Source organism: Williamsia sp. Y721 (genome assembly GCF_059683565.1).
This window is the reverse complement of sequence record NZ_JCASNH010000003.1, coordinates 188048-210294: the sequence shown is the minus strand read 5'-3', so window position 1 is coordinate 210294 and position 22247 is coordinate 188048. Positions and strand designations below refer to the sequence as shown.

The following is a 22247-nucleotide window of genomic DNA, read 5'->3' as shown; positions in this document are numbered from 1 at the left end:
TACTGCTCCACATGACTGACAGCGACTGGCAATCCGCATCGGCCCTACTCAGGCTGTCGGCGCAATTGGTCGACGGGATACAGGACGGTCTGGCCCGGCGCGGTTTCACCGACGTCCGTCCGGTCCATGGATTCCTCTTCGCCGCAGCATCATCGGGGCCGACCACGGCAACGGACATCGCCGAACAGCTTCAGGTGACCAAACAGGCCGCGGCACAACTCATCTCATACCTGGTCGAGCGCGGCTACCTGACAAAAGAGGCCAGTGCGCTCGACCGCCGCATCCAACTCATCGAACTCACCGCACGTGGACATGCCTGCACCCAGGCGGCACAGGAATCGGCCGAAGAATGTGTCGATTCGTGGCACGGACAACTACCGCGCAAGGATTTCGACGCGCTCGTCAGGTCGTTGAACGTTCTCGCCGGACCCGGACGGCTCCGCCCGAGCTGGTGATCTCAGCTGGTGGTGCGGGTCCGAGCGGGTGCAACCCCCAGGAAATCCTCGAGGATCTCCACAACCGTCAGCGGAGCCTCGGCATGCGGATAGTGTCCGACACCGGGCAGGACCTCGAGCCGACTGCCCGGGATGGCCTCATGTGCGGCGTACCCGTGTGCGACCGGGATGATCTTGTCTGCGTCGCCCCAGATGAGCAACGTCGGCAGCTCCGAGTTCAGGTACAGCCGATTCATCGCGCTGACCGCCTGTCCACGATGATCGACCACCGAACGCAGCGTCCGCAGGAATGCCTGCCGTGTCTCGCGGTCGGCGAGCGACGAATAGGACCGCCATGTCTCAGCGGTCCGCGGCGACTGGATGCCGACCGAGCCCAACCATGACCCGATCTTGTTCCCGGCGGCCAGCACCGGTTTCGGTGCGATGATCGGCAACACGAGTTCGGCGCCGGGCGCTGCCAGGAGCCGCAGGGTCCAGTTGACGTCCGGACCGAGTCCGCCGCTGCCGATCAGGACAAGGCGTTCGCAGTATTCGGGGTGCTGGTAGGTGAATTGCATGGCCACGCCACCACCGAGCGACTGGCCGATGACCGTGACCTTGTCGATGCCGAGTTCACGCAGCAGATCCCGCAGGGTCGCCGCGAACGCACCGAGCGAGTAGTCCCCGCGCGGTTTGCCGGACTCTCCGTGGCCGGGTAGATCGGGTGCGATCACACGGTGGGTGCGGGCCAGGAGGGGCGCCACCGCCCGCCAGGTCGTCGAACTGCCTGCCATCCCGTGGATCAGCAGGAGTACGTCGCCTCTCCCCTCGTCCTGATACGCAATGCGCTCGCCGTGCAGGTCTATGTGGTGGAGTTCGTTCATGTCGCCTCCCATTGGGTTACTGCGTGACCCGGAACCAGACATTTGTCGGCTGTGGCGCGTGGGTGGGTCTGGTTCGTGCCGGCTTGACCGGGATTGACCCCCGGAGCATCGAACAGCCTGACACTCCTCACCCAACAGTATGGGCGCAATACGGGCCAGCGGCTCATCGACCTGCCTTCGCGAGTTCCGGATGCCCGGTCCAGGTCGTCGACAAACGTGATTCCCGACATACCTCCGCCACCGCGGGCAACCGGATATACGAAGACGAGCCGCATATTGCAGCTCGTCTTCGTATATCCAGCTGGTTTTGCAGCTGGGTGTCGTGCGGTAGGTCAGGCGTCGACCAGATCGCGCGGTGGCGTGCCACCCTCGCGCATCGGATCTTCGTCGGCCGCGATATCGATCGTCTTGCGCAATGGGCGGTTCGGAAGGAACGCCACTGCGATCAACGCAACCACGGCTGCGGCCGCAGCGATCAGGAAGATCGCACTGGTGGCGTCGCCGTAGGCCGCTCGCACAACCGTTTGAACCGGATCGGGCAATGCACCGATGTCGAGATTGCCTCCCGACGAACCGCCCTGGATGCCCAGTTTGGACAAACCTGACGCCGACAGATCGGCGACGCGGGTGGCCAACACCGAACCGAGAACCGAGACACCGACCGCGCCACCGAATGTTCGGAAGAACGCGACGTTGCTCGAGGCGGCGCCGATGTTGTGAACACTGACCGTGTTCTGGACGACGAGGACCAGGTTTTGCATCAGCATTCCGGTGCCGAGTCCGACGACCATCGTGAACGCTCCGACGAGCCACAGGTTGGTCGCGTGATCGATGGTCCCCAGCAAGCCGAAGCCGATGATCAGCAACGTCGAACCGACGAGCATGTACGGCTTCCACTTACCGAAGCGACTGATCAGCTGACCCGAGCCGACCGATCCGATCAGCATGCCCGCCACCATGGGTATGGACAGCACGCCTGCAAGTGTCGGCGAGAAACCGCGTGCGGTCTGGAAGTACTGGCCGAGGAAGGTGGTCGCACCGAACATTCCCAAACCGACGGCGATCGAGGCGATGATGGCCAGGCCGGTGGTCCGCTCGACGACGATCTTGAGCGGGATGATCGGCGACTTCACCTTGGATTCGACCATCACGGTCGCCAGCAGCAGCAGTACACCACCGGCGACGTACATCGCGGACTCCTTGGAGAGCCAGTCGTAGTAGCCGGCCTTACCCGCAAACGAGACCCAGATCAGCAGGACGGAGATCCCGGCGGTCAGCAACGTGGCGCCGAGCCAGTCGATCGAGACGTCTTCCTTGCGATCGGTCTTGATGTGCAGCGTCCTCTGCAGGAGGAACAGCGCGATCACCGCGAGCGGCACACACACGAAGAAGCACCAGCGCCATCCGAGCGGACTGTCGACGATGACACCACCGAGGATCGGACCACCCGACATCGACACGGCCATCACCGCACCCATGTATCCCGAATAACGACCACGTTCACGGGGCGAGACGATGCTGCCGATGATGGCGACGACCAGCGCGGTCAGACCACCCATACCGACACCCTGAATCACGCGCGCTGCCAACAGAATCGGCACATTGTGTGAAAATCCGGCGATGATCGACCCGACGACAAAGATCACCAGCGAGCTCTGGACGAGCACCTTCTTGTTGAAGATGTCGGAAAGCTTGCCCCAGATCGGGGTCGAGGCCGCATTGGCCAGCAGCGCTGTGGTGATGACCCAGGCATACGCCGTCTGCGAGCCTTTGAGGTCGCCGATGATGGTCGGCAGGGCCGTCGCGACGATCGTGGTGCTGAGCAATGCGGTGAACAGACCCGCGAGGAGCCCGATCATCGTCTTGAGGATTTGTTGATGTGTCATCGCCAGCGGATCGTGCTTCACCGCCGCCGTCGTCGAGCTAGACATAGATTTCCTGGCTTTCCTTGCGATTGGACGCGGGGTGATTGGACGCGGGGTGATTGGACGTCGGCTCTGACGGTCCGGTCCGATGCGTGTGTTCGTTGAACGATTGTTTGAGTCGTTGCACCGCAACCCTTGCGACTTCGGCGTCGGCTTCGGGCCAGTCGGCGAGCACCTTCTGGAGTTCACGAGCGCGCGTATCGCGGTTGCGGTGCAACAGTTCGTGCCCGGCCGGCGTCAGCGATATCTGGGTCGCACGGCCGTCTTCGGGATCGGACTGCCGGACGACGTACCCGCCGTTGACAAGTTCGGTGATGTGACGACTGAGCGCAGATTGACTCAGACACAGGTCCGTGGCGAGTTCCGTCTGCCGGCAGGGTTCGCCAGCGGCCAGTGCCGACAGCACGCCGAGACCGCCCTGGTGAATCTCGCCGTCGTCTTCGGACGCAAGCGCTCTGCGCATCATCCGACCGAGCAGGTGTAGATCGACTATCAACGCACGGGCTGTCTCAGTGGACATGGACATCGCGACTCCCCCCTTTACTAATTAATTGCGCTACGCAACTATATGTAAGTTGCATGTAGAAATCAACTAAGTGCACATGGCAGATATTCCTGCCCCCTATGCAGAGCGGGACCGTGAACCGGCCACCCGGTCCGCGGTCCCGCTCACCACGCGTTGTTCAGAGGCAGCCGACGCCCGTCATGCGGTGACCACACTCGGAACGATGTCGTAGACCTCTTCTGCCGGAACCGCCATCACACGGTCCGCCATTTCCTGCTTGACCACGACCAGACGCGCGTCCTCTTCGGCGCTCCGGGTGGCCTTACGCGAGAGGGTGATGTACTCGTCGACGACGAATCCGTCCCGGATCACGAGCGTGACGCTCTTGCCGCGATATTCGAGTTGGAAGACGTAGATCTCCATCGTCATACCGCGTTCCGGCCGCTTCAGGGTGCCGTCGACCGTGTACCGACCCTCGGTGACCGCCCGGGTCACGAGTTCGAAAGTGTCCCGCACACCGGGGCCACCGTGTGAGGTTGTCACCACTATCTCCCGCCGTTCGACCGGCCCATCCTTGGCCAGCGCAGGCAGCGCTCGTTCCAGAACTTTGTAGGCGTGCGCAACGCCACCTGGCGCGAGTGGACCGTGATAGCGCAGCGCGTCGTCGAATCCGAACTCGAGCATGGTGCCCTGGTCGATCACTTCGAGGGAGTTCGTCATGGTGCGGTTCTCACAATCTTGTCGAGCGCTTCGGCAGTCCGGCAAATCCCCGCGTCAGCTTACTGTCCGTATTCAGCGATCGCTGTCGCCGGTCGAACTAGTCGCGCGCAGCCTGTCGCGGATAGCCGCGGCGCACGGTTCTGTCGAGAACTCCGAGCGTGCTGGCCAAGGAGTTGGTGTGGATCACCGGGAAGATGTTCTTCTCTCGCCATTCCGGATGGATGTCGGACCAGTCGTAGAACGAGATGACCTTGGTCGCACCGTCGGCCGCCGGTTCGAGCCGATACCCGTAGACGTGACCGATCTGCGGTCGCAGACGACCGAGAATCGTCCAGGAGACCTCGACGTCGGGGACGAACGTCTTGATGGTCACCGTCACGTCGTACTCCCCAAGAGGAAAGTCGCCCAACGCTTCCCGGTCCATATGCACCACAAACGAGTCGCCGACAGCACGCACGCGCTCACCGGTCGCGTCCATCAGCATCCCCGACGCATCGATCGCGACGTGCCCCTGCGGATCGGTGAGGACGGCAAAGATGTCAGCGGCGGTGGCGCGAATCAAGCGCTCGGATTCGATTCTCTCGGACTGCGTTTGTTCAGTGGTCATACAACAGGCTAGCCAGGCGAGCCGGGCCCGAAACACCCCGCAACGGGGTATTGCCCGATCTTCGAGAGCCTGGCAGCATCAGGTGATGGCTGGTCTACTGAGCGAATCCGACATCACCAAGGCCCTCGCCGACCTCACTTTCTGGTCGCGTTCCGGAGATTCGTTGACCCGCACGATCGAATGTGCGGATTTTCCGGCAGCGATCACGTTGGTCGACCGCGTTGCCGAGGCGGCCGAAGCCGCCGCTCATCATCCGGATATCGATATCCGTTGGCGCAACGTCACATTCACCCTGAGCACGCATTCAGAGGGCGGGATCACCGGCAAGGACACCATGCTCGCCCACCAGATCGACGATCTCGCCCCCTGACATCGCCTCCCGCTCAGCGCGCGGAGAGCGCCGCGTATCGGGCGATGTGCTGATCGGCCGGACCGAACTCGTACTCGATCGCGGTGAGTCGCTTGAAGTAGTGTCCGATCGCCAATTCTTCTGTCATGCCCATCCCGCCGTGCAACTGGACCGCATTCTGGCCGATGAACCGCGCCGAACGTCCGATGGTGGCCTTGGCCGCCGAGACCGCCAATGATCGCTCCACCGGGTCGGCCTCGAGATTGAGCACGGCAAGGTAGACCGCGGCGATGGACTGCTCGACCTCCATGTACATGTCGACCATCCGGTGCTGCAGCGCCTGGAAGCTGCCGATCGCCTGCCCGAACTGCCGACGCTGCTTTGCGTATTCGACGGTGTCCGCCAGCACCTTCCGCATCAGACCCACCGCTTCGGATGCAACTGCCGCGGTGGCCTCGTCGACTGCCCTGTCGATCGACGCCCAGGCACCGCCCTCCGCACCCAGCAGGGTATCGGCGGGCAGTCGCAGGTCGGTGAACGTCACATCGGCGGCTTGACGATCGTCGATCGTGCGGTAGGCGTGAGAGTCGATCCCCGCAGGCAGATCGTCCGGGTCGACATCGACCACGAACAGAGAGATGCCGTCGGTGTCCCGCTGCGATCCGGAGGTGCGGGCGGTGACCAGGAGATGGTTGGCCAGCGGCGCGCTGGTCACCACCGTCTTGACCCCGTTGATCACCCACTCATCGCCGTCTCGGCGTGCCGTGGTCGCCACATCGCGGTAGCTGTGACCCGACGTCGGCTCGGTCGCGGCAAACGCGGTGATCGCCTTACCGGCAACAATGTTCTCGACGATCTTCGCGGCCCGGTCGCCGCCGGCCCGCCGGAGCAATCCGGACCCGATCACCACGGTGTCGACAAACGGTTCGACAACCAGCGCGAATCCGAGAGCCTCGGTGACGATCATGAGCTCGACGGGACCACCGCCGAGTCCTCCGTCCTCTTCGGGCAGGGTGGCACCGAGGATTCCGAGCTCGTCGGCAAAACCTGCCCAGATCGCCGGTTGCCAGCCGGCACCGGTCTTGGCCGCTGCGCGACTGCTCTCCAGGCCATATCGCGTGGCCAGGAACTTGGTGAGTCCGTCACGAAGTAGTTCCTGCTCTTTTGTCAGGCTGAAGTCCATCAGAGCCCCAATGCTGCTTTGGCGAGAATGTTTCGTTGAATTTCGTTGCTGCCGGCGTAGATCGAGCCCGCCCGGTCGTTGAAGTAGCGCAAAGGCGCCACCGCCTGCCACTGCTCACCACTGACATATCCGCCCGCCGGTTCGGAGAACTCCGCGATCGGGCCACCTGGTCGGGCAGCGTGCGGCTGGTACACCCGCCCGCGTGGTCCCGCGGCCTCGAGGGTGATCTCGGTGAGCTTCTGGCTGAGTTCGGTCGCGAGCACCTTCAGCATCGACGACGCCGGTCCGGGATCCTTACCCGAGGCCATCGCCGACAAGGTTCGGTATTCGAGGATCTCGAGGACCTTCGTCCGGATCTCGGCCTCGGCGAGTTTCGCGGAAAACGCCGGATCCTCGATGAGCGGACGGCCATCGGGTCCGGGCACACCGGCGGCCGCCTTGGCCGCCGACTCCGCCATGACCTGTAGCGCGGGGGCCGCCGCCGCCCCACCACGCTCGAAGACCAACAGGTATTTCGCGACGGTCCAGCCGTCGTCGATTTTGCCGATGACGTTGGACTTCGGCACGCGTACGCCATCGAAGAAGACCTGGTTCTGGACCTGTTCGCCCGACGTCATCACCAACGGGCGGACTTCGATGCCCGGTGAGGTCATGTCGATCAGCAGGAAGGTGATGCCCTGCTGCTTCTTCTCATGCTTCGATGTGCGGACCAGGCAGAACATCCAATTCGCCTCGGCCGCATGGGTTGTCCAGATCTTGCTTCCGGTGCAGACCAGATCGTCACCCTCGTCGACGGCCGCCATCGTCAGTGACGCCAGATCCGAACCCGCCTCTGGTTCCGAGTACCCCTGGCAGAAGAACACCTCGCCGGTGAGGATGCCCGGCAGGAAGAAGTCTTTCTGTTCCGCGGTCCCGAAGGCGGCAATGGCATGCGAGACCATCCGAATACCCATGGGCGACAGGGACGGTGCACCCGCCAAGACGGATTCACGGCTGAAGATGTAGTGCTGGGTCAGACTCCAGTCGCACCCTCCGTGTTCGACGGCCCAGGCGGGCGCCGCCCATCCACGCTCGTTCAAGATGCGCTGCCACTCCATACTCGCCTCATGCTCGGAGTAGACACTCGTCATGAGGCGACCCGCCTGGCGCAGATCGGGCGTGAGTTTCTCGTCGAGGAAGGCAACCACCTCGTCCCGGAAGGCCGCGTCGGCTTCTGACCAATCCAAATCCATGTGTGCTCCCCCGCATTGCTCCGTCTCGGTTGACCGACACGGCCACCAGAGACAAAATCTACTTATGTCTCAGGGAGCCGTCAACGGTCGCGACGCGGCGTCTTCACGCCCGACCCGAGACGACGTCATCGATCTCGCCCACAGCTGGTTTCGCGATGGCCGGCGGGTCGACGTCCAGCAACTGTCCCGCGAACTCGGTATCGGCCGCGCGACCATCTACCGGTGGTACGCAGGCCGTGAGGTGATCATCGGAGAAGTCGTGTGGCGCATCGTCGCCGAGGCGTTGCGCCGAGTGGAGGACCGCGAGGGATACCCCGCCACCGTCGAACGATTTGTGCACAATTTCGGCGAGATGGCCACGGCCGTGCGCAGCTACCGCCCACTCTCACGTTTTGTCTCCGACGATCCCGAATATGCGCTGCGCGTACTCAGCACTCGTTACAGCGTGGTTCAGGGGCGACTCATCGAGTGGAATGTGGTGCGGCTACAAGCGATTCCCGAGATCGGACCGCACGTCGACATCACCGCACTGGCATATGCGATCGTGCGCGTCGGCGAATCGTTCATCTGGAGTGACATGATCACCGGCCAACCGCCCGCCCCGAAGCAGGCAACAGCGATGGTCGAACTCCTGCTGGCAGGCGCCTGTTCCACCACTGCAAGTCGCCGACCACTCACGAGCAGCTAGCGATACCAAACGAATAATGCCTGGTCCAGGCAGTGTCATTCGGCCAAAGCGGACATTTACGGTGTTAGGCTCGCTCAGATCCAGGCCTAAGCCCGATACCTGACGGCTCCCCTGGCGAAAGGCGAACCAGGGTGCAGAAATACCACCGCAGGCGGGCGAAGCTGTGGACGCTCAACATTGCCTTGATCGCGCTGATCCTCACGGCCTGTGGCGCCGAACGGCCCGACGTCCTTCTGGGCTATGTACAGCCGGCTGATCCGAACGCCGCCGCCGCCGTCGACCGATCCGGTTCGGACACGGGCACTTCCGACAACGGCGGACCGGTGCGAACCGAGAGCAATGTGCCGATGAGGAAACTGGTTGCCGGAGAAAAGCCACCGCAGTTCGTCCTCTTCTCGTTCGACGGAGTCGGGGTGTCGGAGAACTGGGACCTGTTCCTCGAGACCGCCAAGGACGTCGACGCCCGCTTCACCGCGCTGATGACCGGCCTGTACTTCCTCACCGACGACAACAAATCCGAATATCAGGGCCCTGGATACAAACCGGGTGAATCGGCCCTGGCATTCGGTGGCACCGACGAAGAAGTCATCGAACAGGTCGAGTACCTGAACAAGACCTGGTACGACGGTCACGAAATGGGCACCCACTACGTAGGACACTGGTGCGCAGGCACGAAGAATCCCGGCAAGGACTGGTCGACCGCGGAGTGGAACCACGAACTCGATGAGTTCTTCCACCTGATGAGTGACTGGAAGACCATCAACGACCTGCCGAATGCGCCCGACCTCGCATTCGGAACCGATGTCGTCAAGGGTGGACGCACACCCTGTCTCGAAGGCGGTATGGGTCAACTGTTTCCGGCTCTCGGCGCGCACGACATGACCTGGGATTCGTCAAAGGCGGCACGCCAACCCGGTGTCTACTGGCCGACCAAGGTGGGCAGTGTCTGGGAGTTCCCGGTTCCGTATACGTGGTCGCCGCCGCTCAATCACCGGCAGACCGCGCTCGACTACAACTACTGGTACACCTTCAACAAGGCAAAAGACCGACCCGGCGACGCCCCGGAGATCCGTGCGATCGTCAAACAGTCGTACGACTACATGTACAAGCGGGCATACGAGGGGAATCGTGCCCCGCTGGTGATCGCCAACCACTTCAACGACTGGAGCGGGAACGCCTTCAATCCCGCCACCGCGGACTTCATGAGCGAGGTCTGCGACAAACCCGAAACAATCTGTGCGACATACCAGGACGTCATCGCCTGGATCGAATTACAGGATCCGGGCGCATTGGAATCATGGATCGCCATGCCGCCGGTCGCGGTGGACGCCACCAATTGATTCCCCTTCCACAATGATCCCGATTCAGCAGTCCTTCGATGAAAGGCACCCCATGCGTCACCGCTTGTCCGGCCCGGTCGGCCTCCTTGCCGCACTCGCCCTGTTGCTCACCGGATGTTCGGACGACAGTGGCACGGCTGAGCCGACCTCATCCGTGGCCGTCGCCCAGGATTCCGCCGTCCCATCACTGGACGAGATCACCGTCCAACGGATCGACTACCCGACGCTCGACGGCACCGACCCGGAGCAGAATTGGGGCGACCTCTACCTGCCCGCCGGTCCGCAGGAGGTCGACGCCATCCCACTGGTCGTCCTGATCCACGGTGGTGCCTGGCAAGCACAACTCGGTGCCGGTCTTTTCGATCCGCTCGCCCGCGACCTCGCAGGCCGCGGATTGGCGGTCTACAACATCGAATACCGACGGGTCGGATCCGGCGGTGGCTGGCCGACGACCTTCGAGGACGTCTCCCAGGCACTCGACAACGTCGTCGAGATCGACAAGAAGTACCCGCAACTCGAGACCGACGACGCCTTGGTGGTCGGGCACAGCGCCGGAGCGCAACTCGCAGTGTGGGGTGGCACCAGACACCGTCTCGACAGCCGGGAGGTCGGTGCAAATCCGAAGTTCCGGCCCACCAAGGTCATTTCGCTCGCCGGACCGCTGGACATGGTGCAGGCGGTCCGCAACGGCGACGATCGGATCGTGACCGCGCTCGGTGGTACCCCCGCCCAGTACCCCGACCGCTACACCGAAGTCGACCCCATCCAGAACATCGACCCCGAGACCCCGGTGATAGCAGTGCACGGCACGAAGGACACCACGGTGCTGCCGTCGCTGTCCCAGCGTTATGTGGACGCGGTGCACCGGGAAAACGGCAGTGCACAGTTGATCCTTTTCGAAGGCGAGGACCACGGTTCGATTGTCACGTCGGGCCGACCGGTCTACACGCGCGTCCTCGACATCATCACCGACGCAGCCGACAAAAGTGCAGACCAAGTCGCCGAATGAGCGATCTGCCCGTCACTTCACGACTGCGGTGACGAGCAGGTACTCCCACTCCATCACACCGTCATCATCAAGGGCATTGCGGGCGAGGTCGGCCAAACCGGTGTCCAGAGCCGCTGTCGCCTCAGCGTTTTCGGCGTTGGCCTTGTAGACCGCAATCGTGGGACCGTAAGTCGCCTTGAAGAACTCCCGGAACTCTTCGGGGGTCTCGAAACGGTCCACCTTCAATGTCTGCCTCACCGCGGCGACGTCGGCAATCCGGTCGCCGAAAAGCGTCCGTACGTGGTCCTCCTGACCCCACAACGGCGGCGGCTGCGCACCGGGAGGTGGTGGCGGTGCATAGGGCTTCATCGTCGCGAACATCTGGCCGATGAACCCCTGCGGAGTCCAATTGATCAGCCCGATCCGTCCTCCGGTGCGGCAGACCCGGACGATCTCATCGGCGGTCTGTTGGTGGTGTGGTGCGAACATCGCACCGACGCATGAGATCACGACATCAAAGCTGTTGTCGTCGAATGGAAGTGCTTCTGCATCTGCTTCCCGCCACGTGAGTTCGACCTGGCGTTCGGTGGCCAGTTGTCGCCCGGCCGTGAACAATTCGGGGGTCAGATCGCCTGCGACCACCGCGGCACCGGTTTCGGCAGCGGGGATGGCTGCGTTACCCGAACCCGCGGCGACGTCCAGTACGCGCTCGTTTGCGCGGATTCCCACCGCGTCGACCAGCGCCGGACCGAGGTTTGCGATCACCTCGGTGGCGACGGCTGGATAGTCACCGGACGCCCACAGCGCTCGGTGCTTTATCTTGATCGGGTCTGGGGTTGTTGTTCGTGTTGCCATCTCCGGACTCCTTGGTCTGAGGTAACGGTTTGTGGATCTCTGACGTCTTCGATGTTGCAACCACCTCACCGCGTCTTCCAGTTCCAGATCTGTATCGGTTCAGGTTCTGAATCTGTACTGGTGTGTCGAACGGACTGGGTGTGTACTGGCAAGGACAACGCAAGGAGTCCCGATGTCTGGATACGGTCAGTTCTGCCCCGTCGCCAAGGCCATGGAGGTTCTCGACGAGCGGTGGACCCTACTGGTGGTGCGTGAACTGCTTGCAGGCAGTAGTCATTTCAACGAACTGCGGCGCGGGGTCCCGAAGATGTCCCCGGCGCTGTTGTCGAAGCGACTGCGGACGCTCGAACGCGCCGGGATCATCACTCGCGAGATCGATGGCGGCAGAACAGAATATGCGCTCACCGAGAGCGGAAAAGAGTTGTCGACAGTCGTCCAGGCGCTCAATTCGTGGGGCATGCGCTGGATCGGTGAGCTCGGCGAAGCCGACCTCGACCCGCACCTGTTGCTGTGGGACATTCGCCGCACAGTCCCCGTCGAGCAGTGGCCGCGCTCGCGGACGGTGGTGGCCTTCCGTCTGGCCGGAGTCCCGGCCAAGGCTTCCCGGTGGTGGCTGGTGGTGTCCGGGGGTGACGTCGATGTATGCGACTACGATCCCGGTTTCGACATCGATGCCACCGTGGACGCGACGCTGCGGGACCTGACCGCGATCTGGCGTGGCGATCGCTCCTGGAACGCTGCGCTGAAGTGCGGCGACGTCGAGATCACTGCCGCGCGCGACATCCGCAGTGGGATACCCGACTGGATTGGTCAGGGCCAGATGTCACGGATCCCGCGGCCGGTCTGAACCGTAAGCACTGGCCGGCGCCCTCAGTGCGTCAGAGAATCGAGGCCTCTTCGCCCACCTGAACGGTCCGCGCAACGAGATCGTCGACAACCTGCCTGGTCAGCCCACCGTCCCGCGAAGCGTTCCGGGGATCATTCAGCAGGCGCCGAACAATTCCCTCGCCGATGATCGTCAGCCGCCACAGGGCCATCGTGTGCCAGTACCCGATTTGGCCGACGTCCCGTCCTGTCGCCTCGGCGTAGGCCTCGATCAATTCGGCACGCTTGGGAAAGCCCGGTGCGGTGGGCACCGTGAAATGCCCGGTCAATCCGTCACCGGATTCCGGCCAGAAGGCGAGCAGGTTGCCGAGGTCGGCCAGCGGCTCCCCCAGTGTGCACAACTCCCAGTCGACGACACCGACCACCTGACCGTGTTGCGGCGATGTGATGACGTTGCTGAGGTGGTAGTCGCCGTGCACCAGCGTCAACTCGGCCTGCTCGGGAGTATGGTCTGCCAAAGCCTGTGCCACAGAGGCGATCTCCGCGACCTCACGGGTTTTCGAATGGTCCCATTGCGCACTCCAGCGCTTCAGCAACCGCGCCGCATAGGGTTTGTGACTGGCCAGATCGGACAGCCCGGTGGCGTCGAGGTCCACCGCGTGGATGGTTCCGAGTGCGCGGGGCAGGCTCAGTCCGATCTGGCGGCGCTGGTCCACCGACAAAGCTGCCGCTGCCTCCGGATTGTCGATGACCGCACCGTCGATGAAGCTCATCAGAACCAGCGGCGCATCGGTGATCGCGGGATCAGAGGTGGTGGCGATCATCTCCGGCACCGGAACCGCGGTGTCGTGCAGTGCCGACATGATCCGATGCTCACGCAGTACGTCATGGGCCGATGCGAGCAGCGTGCCCAACGGCGGCCGTCGCAGGATCCACCGGGAGCCGGCTGCATCCTGGACCCGAAACGTCAGATTCGACTGACCGTTGCCGACGCGGTCGAACGAGATGGGTTCTACGGCGCCGATTCCCAGACCGGTGATCCAGGTGGAGACGGCGTCGGTGTCGATCCCGACCACACCACTCACGACTGTGCACCGATCTTCCGGTACCGACCGAGTTCCTGACGCGCGATCGTCCGTTTGTGTACCTCGTCGGGACCGTCAGCCAAGCGCAGCGCCCGCAGATGGGCGTACATGCTCGCCAGCGGGAAGTCATCGGAGACGCCACCACCGCCGTGGACCTGAATCGCGCGGTCCACGATCTTCAGTGCCATGTTCGGGGCAGCCACCTTGATCGCGGCGATCTCGCTGCGGGCCGCTTTGTTGCCGACGGTGTCCATCATCCACGCCGCCTTCAGCGTGAGCAGACGCGCCATCTCGATCTCGATCCTGGCCTCGGCGATCCAATCCTGGATATTCGATTGCGCAGCAAGCGGTTTCCCGAAGGCGACGCGCAGGGAGGCTCGGGTGCACATGAGTTCCAGAGCCCGTTCGGCCATGCCGATCGCTCGCATGCAGTGATGGATACGGCCCGGTCCGAGCCTGGCCTGCCCGATCATGAACCCGGCTCCGGCGCCCGCGAGCACGTCTTTGTCCGGCACCCGGACGTTTTCGAACAGGACCTCGGCGTGGCCTTCGCGGTCCTGATAGCCGAAGACCGGAAGGTTGCGCAGCACTGTGACTCCCGGCGCATCGATCGGAACCACCATCATCGACTGCTGCGCGTGCACCGCCGCGTACGGATCGGTCTTGCCCATCACGATCAGTACCTTGCAGTTGGGGTGCAGGGCATTGGACGTCCACCATTTGCGGCCGTTGAGGATCCAGTGGTCACCGTCGGGCTGCATGCTCATCTGAATGTTGGTGGCATCGGAACTGGCCACAGCGGGTTCGGTCATCGCGAACGCGGAACGGATCGTCCCGTCCAGGAGCGGAGCGAGCCATTTCTCTTTGTGCTCGTCGGTACCGAACAGACTGAGCACTTCCATGTTGCCGGTATCCGGAGCCGAGCAGTTGCACGCCTCGGGTGCCAGCAACGCACTGTGACCCATGATCTCGGCCAGCGGTGCGTACTCGGAGTTGCTCAGGCCCGGTCCGAACCGGGGGTCGGGATGAAAGAGGTTCCACAGGCCACGTGCTTTGGCCTCGGTTTTGAGTTCTTCGATGATCGGTGGATCAAAATGCGGGTCGCCGGATGCACGCATCTGCTGGGCATAAACCTCCTCAGCCGGATAGATGTGTTCGTCCATGAAGGCCAGCAGGCGCCCACGATAGTCGGCGCAGCGGTCGGAGTACGCAAAATCCATTGCCACATACCTACATTCGTTGTCGTCGGGCGATTGGCGTCAGTCCCCGTCCGCGACCAGGTGGCGCTGAAAGCGCCGCATGCCTGCGATCCACCGGTCGTAGTCGGAGCCCTTGTTACGGTAGAAGTCCAGAACCTCTGGATGCGGCAGAATCAAGAATCTCTCATCTGCCATCGCTGCCAGCACCTGATCGGCCACATCCGCCGGACTGAGCACTGCACCGGATTCGGTCACCGCCCGCGCAGCCACCGACGCACCTGGTGTGTCCGTCTCGAAGCCCTCGCGTAGCAAAGCGGTCTCCACCCCCATCGGACACAGACAGCTGACCGCGATCCCCTGATCGCCGTAGGTCACCGACAACCACTCGGCAAACCCGACCGCCGCATGCTTGGTCACCGAGTACGGCGCCGAACCGATCTGGGTCAGCAGGCCCGCCGCCGATGCCGTGGACACGAAATAGCCGCTGCCGCTCTCCAGCCACCGCGGAACCAGGATCCGGGCAGCCCTCACGTGCGCCATGACGTTGACGTCGAGTGCCACCTCCCAGAGTGCGTCGGAGGTGTCCAGACCCAACCCCGCGGTGGTTCCGGCGTTGGCGAAAAAGATCTCGACAGGCCCCAGCTCCGCCGCGGCTCGGCCGATCATCGCCTCCAGGACCTCAGGGTCGGAGACGTCACCGCCCATCGCGATCGCGCGGCCCGGATGTGTCGCGGCGATCTGTGCCGCCACAGCGTCGGCGGCCGGAGCGTTGAGGTCTGCGACCAACACACTCACATCCGCGGCGGCCAACGCCCGAGCCAGGGCCGCACCGATTCCGGCGCCACCTCCGGTGACAACGGCAACTTTTCCTGCGATCTTCACCCAACCGATGCTAGAGGCCCCACCGTCGAACGGGCCCAAAACGCTGCCGAAGGTGCCGCAATTGCCGCCGGCCGGGTCGAAAATACACTCAAACCCTCGAACCATTGAAGGTCCGTGACCGCGTGATTGTTATTTCCGCCCGCTCGATTGCTATTTCGGCACGTTCGGCGGTTTTATCGGCCGTCCGTGGATTGGGGTGCTATTTGGCGGCGCAGGGTGGCGCAGTCGCGTCTTCGAAAAGCGGAGCGCCCAGGGGTTCGAGATAGACGACATCAAGAATCACCGGCACTTTGCCGAGGTTTTGTCCTTGATGGACATTGTCGTCGCCTGCGGGCTCGTTGATGAGTTGTCCGGTCTTGTAGATCACCGGTTTACAGTCCGGCCCGGGGTGAGTGAGTGTGCCTGCCTGCACGATTCCCACGACTGGACCGTCGTGGTAATGCCAGCCGGTCGTTCCACCAGGGGCAATGGTGATCTGCTTGGCCACGGCATGCAAACCATCGGGAATGAAGGGCAAGAGATCGGCGGGGATCTCGATATCGGCAAGCGTCACCGCGGAAATGCCCTCACCGGGTGTTGCATTCGCGGTGGTCGGCACCATCAGTGCGGCGCAGGACAAGGCCGCCACCGCAGTTACCGACCGGATTAGTTTCATCATCAGCACAGAGTATGCGGGATTGCCGCAGCTCACCCGGCTTCGAAAGAAAACAGACACCACCCTTGCTTCCCTTCATCTCCCGCTGCTTTCCTTGCATCCCTTTGGATGGGGACATACCGCACGGCCGCGCGCTTACAATTCGATCGATCATTGTCCGCCTACATATTTCGACGAGCCGAGGAGTGCCGTGACATCGACCGTCCGCCGGGTGCCAAAGATCGGGTTGTTCACCCGCAACGCCCTGGGAACCTCCTCAGCCGAGGCATTCATGATCATTGCGATCGCCACCATCCTGGTTACCAGGGCATATCTCTGGTTGACCGACTACCCGCAGGTCGGTGGCGGAAGCCTTCACATCGCTCACGCCCTGTACGGCGGCGCATTGATGATGCTTGCGCTGCTGGTGAATTGGTGGTTTCTCGGCAACGGGTCACGGATGGCCACCGTGTTGTTCGGCGGTATCGGGTTCGGGCTCTTCCTCGACGAGGTCGGCAAGTTCGTCACCAAGGACAACGACTACTTCTATGGACCGTCGGCGGAGATCATGTACGTGCTGGTGGTTGTCGTGATCGTCATCGGTCGGATCATGAGGGAGATAAGGCCACTGAGCGCGAACGAGAACCTCGCGTCCGCGGCCGCCATCGCCGCCGACGGTGTGGCCCGCGGGCTCCAGGCCCACCGCCGCGAACTCGCTCTACGGATGGTGGAACGAGCGGAAGAACTCGACGCCGACCCCGAAACCGCACGGAACATCCGCGAACTGCTCATCAGCGCTCCCATCGCATCGGCCCGACTCCACGCACTGCAGCAGTGGGCACCGCGGTTGATCCCGAAATTCCTGCTCAATCCGCGGTGGCTGCCCATCATGTGCTGGTTGCTGGTCTTCTCGGCATTTGTCGCATTGATCTTCACCGTCGTCGGACTGACGGTCGACGGCTCCTACGAGAGCGACAACGTGGTTCTCGACCTCGATGGAAGGGATGCAGCCGGCGCCATCTCTCTGGTGAGCGCCATCGCCACATTGGCGCTTGCGGTACCAGCGATGATCGCCCGCAATCGCACTGACAAACTCTGGCCATTGCAGTTCCTACGTTATGCCGCACTGATTTCCACCATGCTCAACGCCTTGGTCGACTTTGCCACCGAGGGGTTCGGGGCGCTCGTGAGCCTGGCGGTCGGACTGTTCACGCTGGCGATCATCTCCTACCACCTCGATCTGCGAGCGCGCGCCGCGAGCCCGAGAGCACACGCCGAAGCAGTCGCTGCAGCCGACGAGGCCGACGAGGCCAACGAGGCCAACGAGGCCAACGAGGCCGACGAGGCCAACGAGGCCGACGAGAAGTCCACACCGCCCGAACGTGTCGGCTGACCACCGACCTTCGAAGTAGTGGGCCGGCGACTCTGGCGCGCGTAACTCGTTGCCCCACAACGAGTACGCCGCATCGGGGCCCGAACCATTACTCGAACAAACATTCGACACGTTCACGTTCTCCGGGGTAGACTGGTTGAAAGATTTCGATCAGATCTGCTGGGGGGCATGATGACTGACGATCCATCTGATGAAGTCGGGGTTGATTCTTCGTCGGTGCCGGTGTTGGTGCGTAAGTACCTCGAGTTGGAGTTGCTCGTTGCCGATATCGCGGACTGCGCTGATTCCGATATGTCTGGGGCGGAGGTCAATGAGCTTGTGCGGGCGCATGAACGGATAGTTCGTAAGCTCGAGTTCACCGGGGTGCGTCACCTGTTGCGGGTTTCGGATCGGTCATCGTTTACCGAAGCCGGGTATTCGTCACTGTTCGGTTTCACCCGCAGCGAGTTGCGGTTGACGAAAGGGCAAACCTCCTCCCGGATTCGCGGGTTGGAAGCCGTCGGGCGATTCCTTACGATGCAGGGGCAGGAGTTGGCGCCGAAATGTCCTGCCGCTGAACAGGCCTGGTCGAGTTGTTTGATCGGGGCAGCGCATATGGATGTGATGTTGGATGTGCGCAAACACATCGGTCAGCGTCGGATTCGGCGGTGTATGACGTGGTCGATCATTGGATGACCGAAGAGGCCGTCGGTCAGGACCCGACGCAGTTGGTTGCGTCGGGCCGGCAAGTGCTGGCGCGGGTCGATCCCGATGGCCGGTTGACCGACGACAGCGATCGAGCCCGCAAACGTTCGGTGGGAATCGGCGATCAGGGTGTGGACTTGATGGCAAAAATCTCGGGCACGCTAGATCCGGAAACCTTGGCGTTGTTCAAGACCGTGATGGACGTCTGGGCCGCGCCCGGGATGAACAATCCGGCCGACCCCAACTCGCCGAGCGGCGCAAGCGATGATCCGAAACAAGATGCCGAGAACCTGGCGGCCCGCTCCGACAAGTACCTCGCCGTGTTGTTCGCCTGGGATCGCGGTTGCTCGCACCCTGGCTGCTCCAATCCGGCGACGTGGGTGGAGATCCATCATCTGATTGCCTGGATCAACGGTGGGCTGACCGACATCGACCTGATGGGGTCAGCGTGCCCGTCGCACCACAAGTTGGTGGGCGATGGTCCGGGTCAGTGGCAGACGGTGATGATTACCGAAGGCCCCAACAAAGGCCGGGTCGGGTGGATACCACCAGCGTCGGTGGATCCGGAACGTAAACCGAGAGTCAACCGCGCCCAGCACGTCAACGAAACCCTCGCAGCGGCCTGGCAGAAAGTCCTCGCCGACCGCCTGGACTCACTCGCCCAACATCGACAAGAACTCGCCCTCGATCGCGGCAACAGCAACGGCAAAACCGAAGCTGAACCGGGTATCGAGAACCCTGAACAGGTCGAATAGGACCTAGCCGAGGTCACGCGCCAGTGCTCGACCGGCCGCGCGACCGGAGAAGATGCAACCACCAAGGAAGGTCCCCTCCAGTGCGTTGTAGCCATGGACCCCGCCGCCACCGAATCCGGCGACCTCACCTGCGGCATACAGACCGTCGAAGGCACTGCCGTCATGGCGGATCACCTGCGAGTCGAGGTTCGTCTCCAGACCACCCAGGGTTTTGCGTGTCACGAGGTGCAGACGGACCGCGATCATCGGACCATATTTGGGGTCTTCCAGGCGGTGCGGCGCGGCCACCCGAATCAGCTTGTCGCTGAGGTAGTTACGCGCGTTACGGATCGCCATGATCTGCATGTCTTTGGTGTAGTTGTTGTCGATCTGACTGTCGCGCGCGCGCACCTCGGCGGCCACCTGGTCGAAATCCAACTGTGGTCCGGGGGTGATCTCGTTCATGCCCGCCACCAGATCTCGCAGATTGTCACGAACCACGAAGTCGGCACCGTGTTCCTTGAATGCCTCGACCGGACCGGTTGCTCCCTTTTTCACCCGCTGCAGAAGCAGTTTGAAATCTTTGTCGGTGAAGTCAGGGTTCTGCTCCGAGCCAGAGAGCGCGAACTCCTTCTCGATGATCGCCTGGGTGAGGATGAACCAGGTGAAATCGTGGCCGCCACGGGTGATCGTCCCAAGCGTGCCCAGCGAGTCGAATCCGGGGAAATTCGGTACCGGCAAGCGTTTTCCGGTCGCATCGAGCCACAGTGACGACGGCCCCGGGATGATGCGGATCGCATGATCGGGCCAGATCGGATCCCAGTTCTGAATTCCTTCGGTGTAATGCCACATCCGGTCACGGTTGACCACGCTGCCGCCCGCATCTTCGGTGATCTGCAGCATCCGGCCATCAACATGGGCGGGCACGCCGGTGATCATGTGCTCGGGTGCCGGACCCAATCGATCGGTGGGCCAGTTCTTCTTCACCAACTCGAAGTTGCCGCCGATGCCGCCGGAGGTGACGACAACCGCCTGCGCTCGAAGTTCGAAGTCCGATTCCCGTTCCCGACTCGACGACACCCCGCGTGGCTGGGTCGACGGGACCAGCACCGTCCCCCGGACACCTACTGCCCGTCCGTCCTCGACAATGATCGCGTCGACCTGATGTCGGTATTTGAAAGTGACCAGGCCCTTGGCCGCACCGGCGAGGACGGGCTCCCGGAAGACCCGGACCACCTCGGGACCGGTACCCCAGGTGATGTGGAAGCGCGGTACCGAGTTTCCGTGTCCGCTCGCCGATCCGGAACCGCGTTCGGCCCATCCGACCGTGGGCATCACCTTCAGGCCCAGTTCGTGAAGGTATGAACGCTTCTCACCGGCAGCAAAATTGACGTACGCCTCGGCCCACTGACGTGGCCAATGGTCTTCCCGATCTCGATCGAACCCAGCCGACCCCAGCCAGTCTGCCCGTGCAAGTTCCACAGAGTCCTTGATCCCGAGTCGGCGTTGCTCCGGCGTGTTCACCATGAACAGACCGCCGAGCGACCAGAACGCCTGTCCACCGAGGTTCTGTTCGTTCTCCTGGTCGACGATGGCCACTCGTTTGCCGGCCTTTACCAACTCGTGAGCAGCGACCAGACCCGCCAGACCCGCGCCGACAACGATCACATCAAATTGCTCGGACACCCGTACACCCCTGCCTGCCATGGTTCATCACTGAAAGACGCTTCGGAGTTCCTCTACGCCCCCTGTGAGCATAGGGAAGGACTTGCAGTGTGTTGTGAACACGAGCCCTTTGCGTCCATCCAGGTCTCATCGAGGCGCTACGCGGGCGATACTGGACCGGTGGCAACCAAGGATTCTCCGGACGATCCCGACCGACAACGTTTCCGCACGCTGGCCCAGGCCGCCCTCAATGCCGATCGAACTGTGGGACAGATGGATTCGATCATCGAAGGCCTCGGGTCGGCACTGACCGACTTCGACCGGGCGATGACCGGATTCGACACAACGCTGGAGAGTCTCAGTGGTGCCCTCGACGACTTCTCGGCGACACTGTCCCGGGTGGATGCGATGGTGACGAACATGGTCGGCGTTGTCGAGAGGATGGAGAAGATTGCCGGCCGGGTCGAAAACATCGTCGATATCGCCGAAAAGCTGATGGCCCCGGTGTCGTCCGCCGAATCCATGGTGCGCGGACTGTTAGGACTGCGGCGGCGCGCCTGAAATGAACGATCAGGCCGTCTCGGAGGTCGCGTCGCGCAGGTAGTCACTGGGGGTGCGCCCGATGACTGCCTTGAACTCGCGCGCCAGATGGGCCTGATCGGAGTACCCCAGTTCAGCCGCCACATCAGCGATCGTCGCGTCACCTCTGCGTAAGGCCATCGCCGCATCCTGTAGTCGACGCCGCTGGATCAGCCATTTAGGGCTCAGCCCGGTGCAATGCACTGTCAGGCGCTGCAGGGCGCGGGTCGACACGGCGACCGCCGCAGCAAGGTCGGCCACCCGTCGTGGTCCGCCATCGTCCTCGACAAGGTCGATCACCCGGTTGATCAGAATGCCTTCCTCATCAACCGACCATCGTTGAGCCCACCGCTCGTACAACTGGGCCGCCTGCTGGTATCTGTCCTCTGGACTGCGATCTTCAGCGGTCATCGCCGCTCGGACCGAAGCGGTGAGGTCGTCGTCGCCGGGGATGGGCAAGGGCCTACCGATCGGCAACGCCGGGCCCGACCGTGATCCGGGGGCCATCGACCGACCGGTCATCACGGTGATCGCGGCCGGACGCAGCAACACCCCGGCAGCCCACCCGCGGCCCTGCAACTTCTGTTCGCTGGTCCCCTGGCTCACGCAATACAGTGCAGCCCGATCAGGTTCGATCACCACATTGCCGCCCGGATGTTCGAGTACCGGCTGCAGCACCGGCATGTCGAGGTCCCAGACCGCGATCCACACGTGCCGCAACAGGTCGCCGGGCGACAACGGTATTCGGTGTAGTCGCACGCCGTCGCGCCCGGGATTCAGTTGGCCCCTCGGCGGTGTGCTGACGGGGTCCATCTTGTCGCGTTTGTTCAAGCCTGCCCCCTGCACCCACGGTCAGC

General features: G+C 62.9%; 24 protein-coding genes. 10 read left to right on the top strand and 14 right to left on the bottom strand.

The genetic code is table 11. The annotated features are described in order from the left end of the window. The first annotated feature begins 11 nt into the window (after positions 1-11). Positions 12-455, top strand: a complete 444-nt coding sequence (locus AC56PL_RS15625; RefSeq protein ID WP_495516275.1) for a MarR family transcriptional regulator — start codon at positions 12-14, stop codon at positions 453-455. Between the two features lie 2 nt (positions 456-457). Here AC56PL_RS15625 and AC56PL_RS15620 read toward each other — a convergent pair whose 3' ends face one another. From AC56PL_RS15620 to AC56PL_RS15600, 5 genes are all read right to left on the bottom strand, one after another. Further along, entirely contained in the window at positions 458-1318 is an 861-nt protein-coding gene (locus AC56PL_RS15620) for an alpha/beta fold hydrolase (RefSeq protein WP_497154422.1), read from the bottom strand. 332 nt (positions 1319-1650) lie between these two features. Further along, complete coding sequence (locus tag AC56PL_RS15615; RefSeq protein ID WP_495516273.1) at positions 1651-3249, bottom strand: MFS transporter; 1599 nt, start codon at positions 3247-3249, stop codon at positions 1651-1653. Continuing rightward, on the bottom strand, positions 3242-3763 hold the full coding sequence (locus tag AC56PL_RS15610; protein ID WP_497154421.1) for a MarR family winged helix-turn-helix transcriptional regulator: 522 nt from the start codon (positions 3761-3763) through the stop codon (positions 3242-3244). Before AC56PL_RS15610 ends, AC56PL_RS15615 begins: the two co-directional genes overlap by 8 nt. 183 nt (positions 3764-3946) lie before the next feature. Continuing rightward, positions 3947-4468, bottom strand: a complete 522-nt coding sequence (locus AC56PL_RS15605; RefSeq protein ID WP_497154420.1) for a hypothetical protein — start codon at positions 4466-4468, stop codon at positions 3947-3949. A gap of 97 nt (positions 4469-4565) precedes the next feature. Continuing rightward, a complete protein-coding gene (locus AC56PL_RS15600; protein WP_495516270.1) occupies positions 4566-5075 on the bottom strand; it encodes an SRPBCC family protein in 510 nt (169 codons plus the stop codon). 85 nt (positions 5076-5160) lie between these two features. Here AC56PL_RS15600 and AC56PL_RS15595 point away from each other — a divergent pair, with 85 nt between their 5' ends. Then, complete coding sequence (locus AC56PL_RS15595; RefSeq protein WP_497154419.1) at positions 5161-5445, top strand: 4a-hydroxytetrahydrobiopterin dehydratase; 285 nt, start codon at positions 5161-5163, stop codon at positions 5443-5445. Positions 5446-5458: 13 nt separating this feature from the next. On the opposite strand, the gene AC56PL_RS15590 is transcribed toward AC56PL_RS15595, so the two are convergent. Beyond that, positions 5459-6607 (bottom strand): acyl-CoA dehydrogenase family protein, encoded by a 1149-nt coding sequence (locus tag AC56PL_RS15590; protein ID WP_497154418.1) that lies wholly within the window; start codon positions 6605-6607, stop codon positions 5459-5461. After that, positions 6607-7839 (bottom strand): acyl-CoA dehydrogenase family protein, encoded by a 1233-nt coding sequence (locus AC56PL_RS15585; protein ID WP_497154417.1) that lies wholly within the window; start codon positions 7837-7839, stop codon positions 6607-6609. Before AC56PL_RS15585 ends, AC56PL_RS15590 begins: the two co-directional genes overlap by 1 nt. Positions 7840-7903: 64 nt before the next feature. Here AC56PL_RS15585 and AC56PL_RS15580 point away from each other — a divergent pair, with 64 nt between their 5' ends. From AC56PL_RS15580 to AC56PL_RS15570, 3 genes are all read left to right on the top strand, one after another. Further along, entirely contained in the window at positions 7904-8527 is a 624-nt protein-coding gene (locus AC56PL_RS15580) for a QsdR family transcriptional regulator (RefSeq protein ID WP_495516266.1), read from the top strand. 131 nt (positions 8528-8658) lie between these two features. After that, entirely contained in the window at positions 8659-9867 is a 1209-nt protein-coding gene (locus AC56PL_RS15575; RefSeq protein WP_497154416.1) for a polysaccharide deacetylase family protein, read from the top strand. A 52-nt stretch (positions 9868-9919) separates the two neighbouring features. Continuing rightward, a complete protein-coding gene (locus AC56PL_RS15570; protein ID WP_497154415.1) occupies positions 9920-10876 on the top strand; it encodes an alpha/beta hydrolase family protein in 957 nt (318 codons plus the stop codon). Positions 10877-10888: 12 nt separating this feature from the next. Here the strand turns inward: AC56PL_RS15570 and AC56PL_RS15565 are convergent, their stop codons facing one another. Further along, complete coding sequence (locus AC56PL_RS15565) at positions 10889-11710, bottom strand: class I SAM-dependent methyltransferase (protein ID WP_497154414.1); 822 nt, start codon at positions 11708-11710, stop codon at positions 10889-10891. Positions 11711-11882: 172 nt separating this feature from the next. Between AC56PL_RS15565 and AC56PL_RS15560 the strand changes: the two genes are divergently transcribed. Further along, the gene (locus AC56PL_RS15560; RefSeq protein WP_495516262.1) at positions 11883-12557 is read left to right on the top strand and encodes a winged helix-turn-helix transcriptional regulator; all 675 of its coding nucleotides are present in this window, start codon (positions 11883-11885) and stop codon (positions 12555-12557) included. Positions 12558-12588: 31 nt separating this feature from the next. Here AC56PL_RS15560 and AC56PL_RS15555 read toward each other — a convergent pair whose 3' ends face one another. From AC56PL_RS15555 to AC56PL_RS15540, 4 genes are all read right to left on the bottom strand, one after another. After that, a complete protein-coding gene (locus AC56PL_RS15555; protein ID WP_497154413.1) occupies positions 12589-13620 on the bottom strand; it encodes a phosphotransferase family protein in 1032 nt (343 codons plus the stop codon). Next, positions 13617-14840, bottom strand: a complete 1224-nt coding sequence (locus AC56PL_RS15550) for an acyl-CoA dehydrogenase family protein (protein ID WP_497154412.1) — start codon at positions 14838-14840, stop codon at positions 13617-13619. Before AC56PL_RS15550 ends, AC56PL_RS15555 begins: the two co-directional genes overlap by 4 nt. Before the next feature lie 39 nt (positions 14841-14879). Beyond that, positions 14880-15701: an SDR family oxidoreductase gene (locus AC56PL_RS15545; RefSeq protein ID WP_497154411.1), complete on the bottom strand. Its 822-nt coding sequence runs from the start codon at positions 15699-15701 to the stop codon at positions 14880-14882. 199 nt (positions 15702-15900) lie between these two features. After that, positions 15901-16359 carry a cupin domain-containing protein gene (locus tag AC56PL_RS15540; RefSeq protein ID WP_495516258.1) on the bottom strand — a complete coding sequence of 153 codons (459 nt, stop codon included), beginning with the start codon at positions 16357-16359 and terminating at the stop codon, positions 15901-15903. 187 nt (positions 16360-16546) lie between these two features. Between AC56PL_RS15540 and AC56PL_RS15535 the strand changes: the two genes are divergently transcribed. The 3 genes from AC56PL_RS15535 to AC56PL_RS15525 all read left to right on the top strand — a co-directional run bounded on the left by AC56PL_RS15535 (position 16547) and on the right by AC56PL_RS15525 (position 19167). Further along, entirely contained in the window at positions 16547-17728 is a 1182-nt protein-coding gene (locus tag AC56PL_RS15535) for a hypothetical protein (RefSeq protein WP_497154410.1), read from the top strand. A gap of 168 nt (positions 17729-17896) precedes the next feature. Further along, complete coding sequence (locus AC56PL_RS15530; RefSeq protein WP_497154409.1) at positions 17897-18403, top strand: hypothetical protein; 507 nt, start codon at positions 17897-17899, stop codon at positions 18401-18403. Continuing rightward, positions 18385-19167 carry an HNH endonuclease signature motif containing protein gene (locus AC56PL_RS15525; RefSeq protein ID WP_497154408.1) on the top strand — a complete coding sequence of 261 codons (783 nt, stop codon included), beginning with the start codon at positions 18385-18387 and terminating at the stop codon, positions 19165-19167. The genes AC56PL_RS15530 and AC56PL_RS15525 overlap by 19 nt, the downstream gene beginning before the upstream one ends. Before the next feature lie 3 nt (positions 19168-19170). Here the strand turns inward: AC56PL_RS15525 and AC56PL_RS15520 are convergent, their stop codons facing one another. Beyond that, complete coding sequence (locus AC56PL_RS15520) at positions 19171-20832, bottom strand: FAD-binding dehydrogenase (protein ID WP_497154407.1); 1662 nt, start codon at positions 20830-20832, stop codon at positions 19171-19173. 159 nt (positions 20833-20991) lie between these two features. On the opposite strand from AC56PL_RS15520, the gene AC56PL_RS15515 reads away from it, so the two are divergent. After that, positions 20992-21372: a hypothetical protein gene (locus AC56PL_RS15515; protein WP_497154406.1), complete on the top strand. Its 381-nt coding sequence runs from the start codon at positions 20992-20994 to the stop codon at positions 21370-21372. A 9-nt stretch (positions 21373-21381) separates the two neighbouring features. Here AC56PL_RS15515 and AC56PL_RS15510 read toward each other — a convergent pair whose 3' ends face one another. Continuing rightward, complete coding sequence (locus AC56PL_RS15510) at positions 21382-22221, bottom strand: helix-turn-helix domain-containing protein (protein WP_497154405.1); 840 nt, start codon at positions 22219-22221, stop codon at positions 21382-21384. Between the last annotated feature and the right edge of the window lie 26 nt (positions 22222-22247).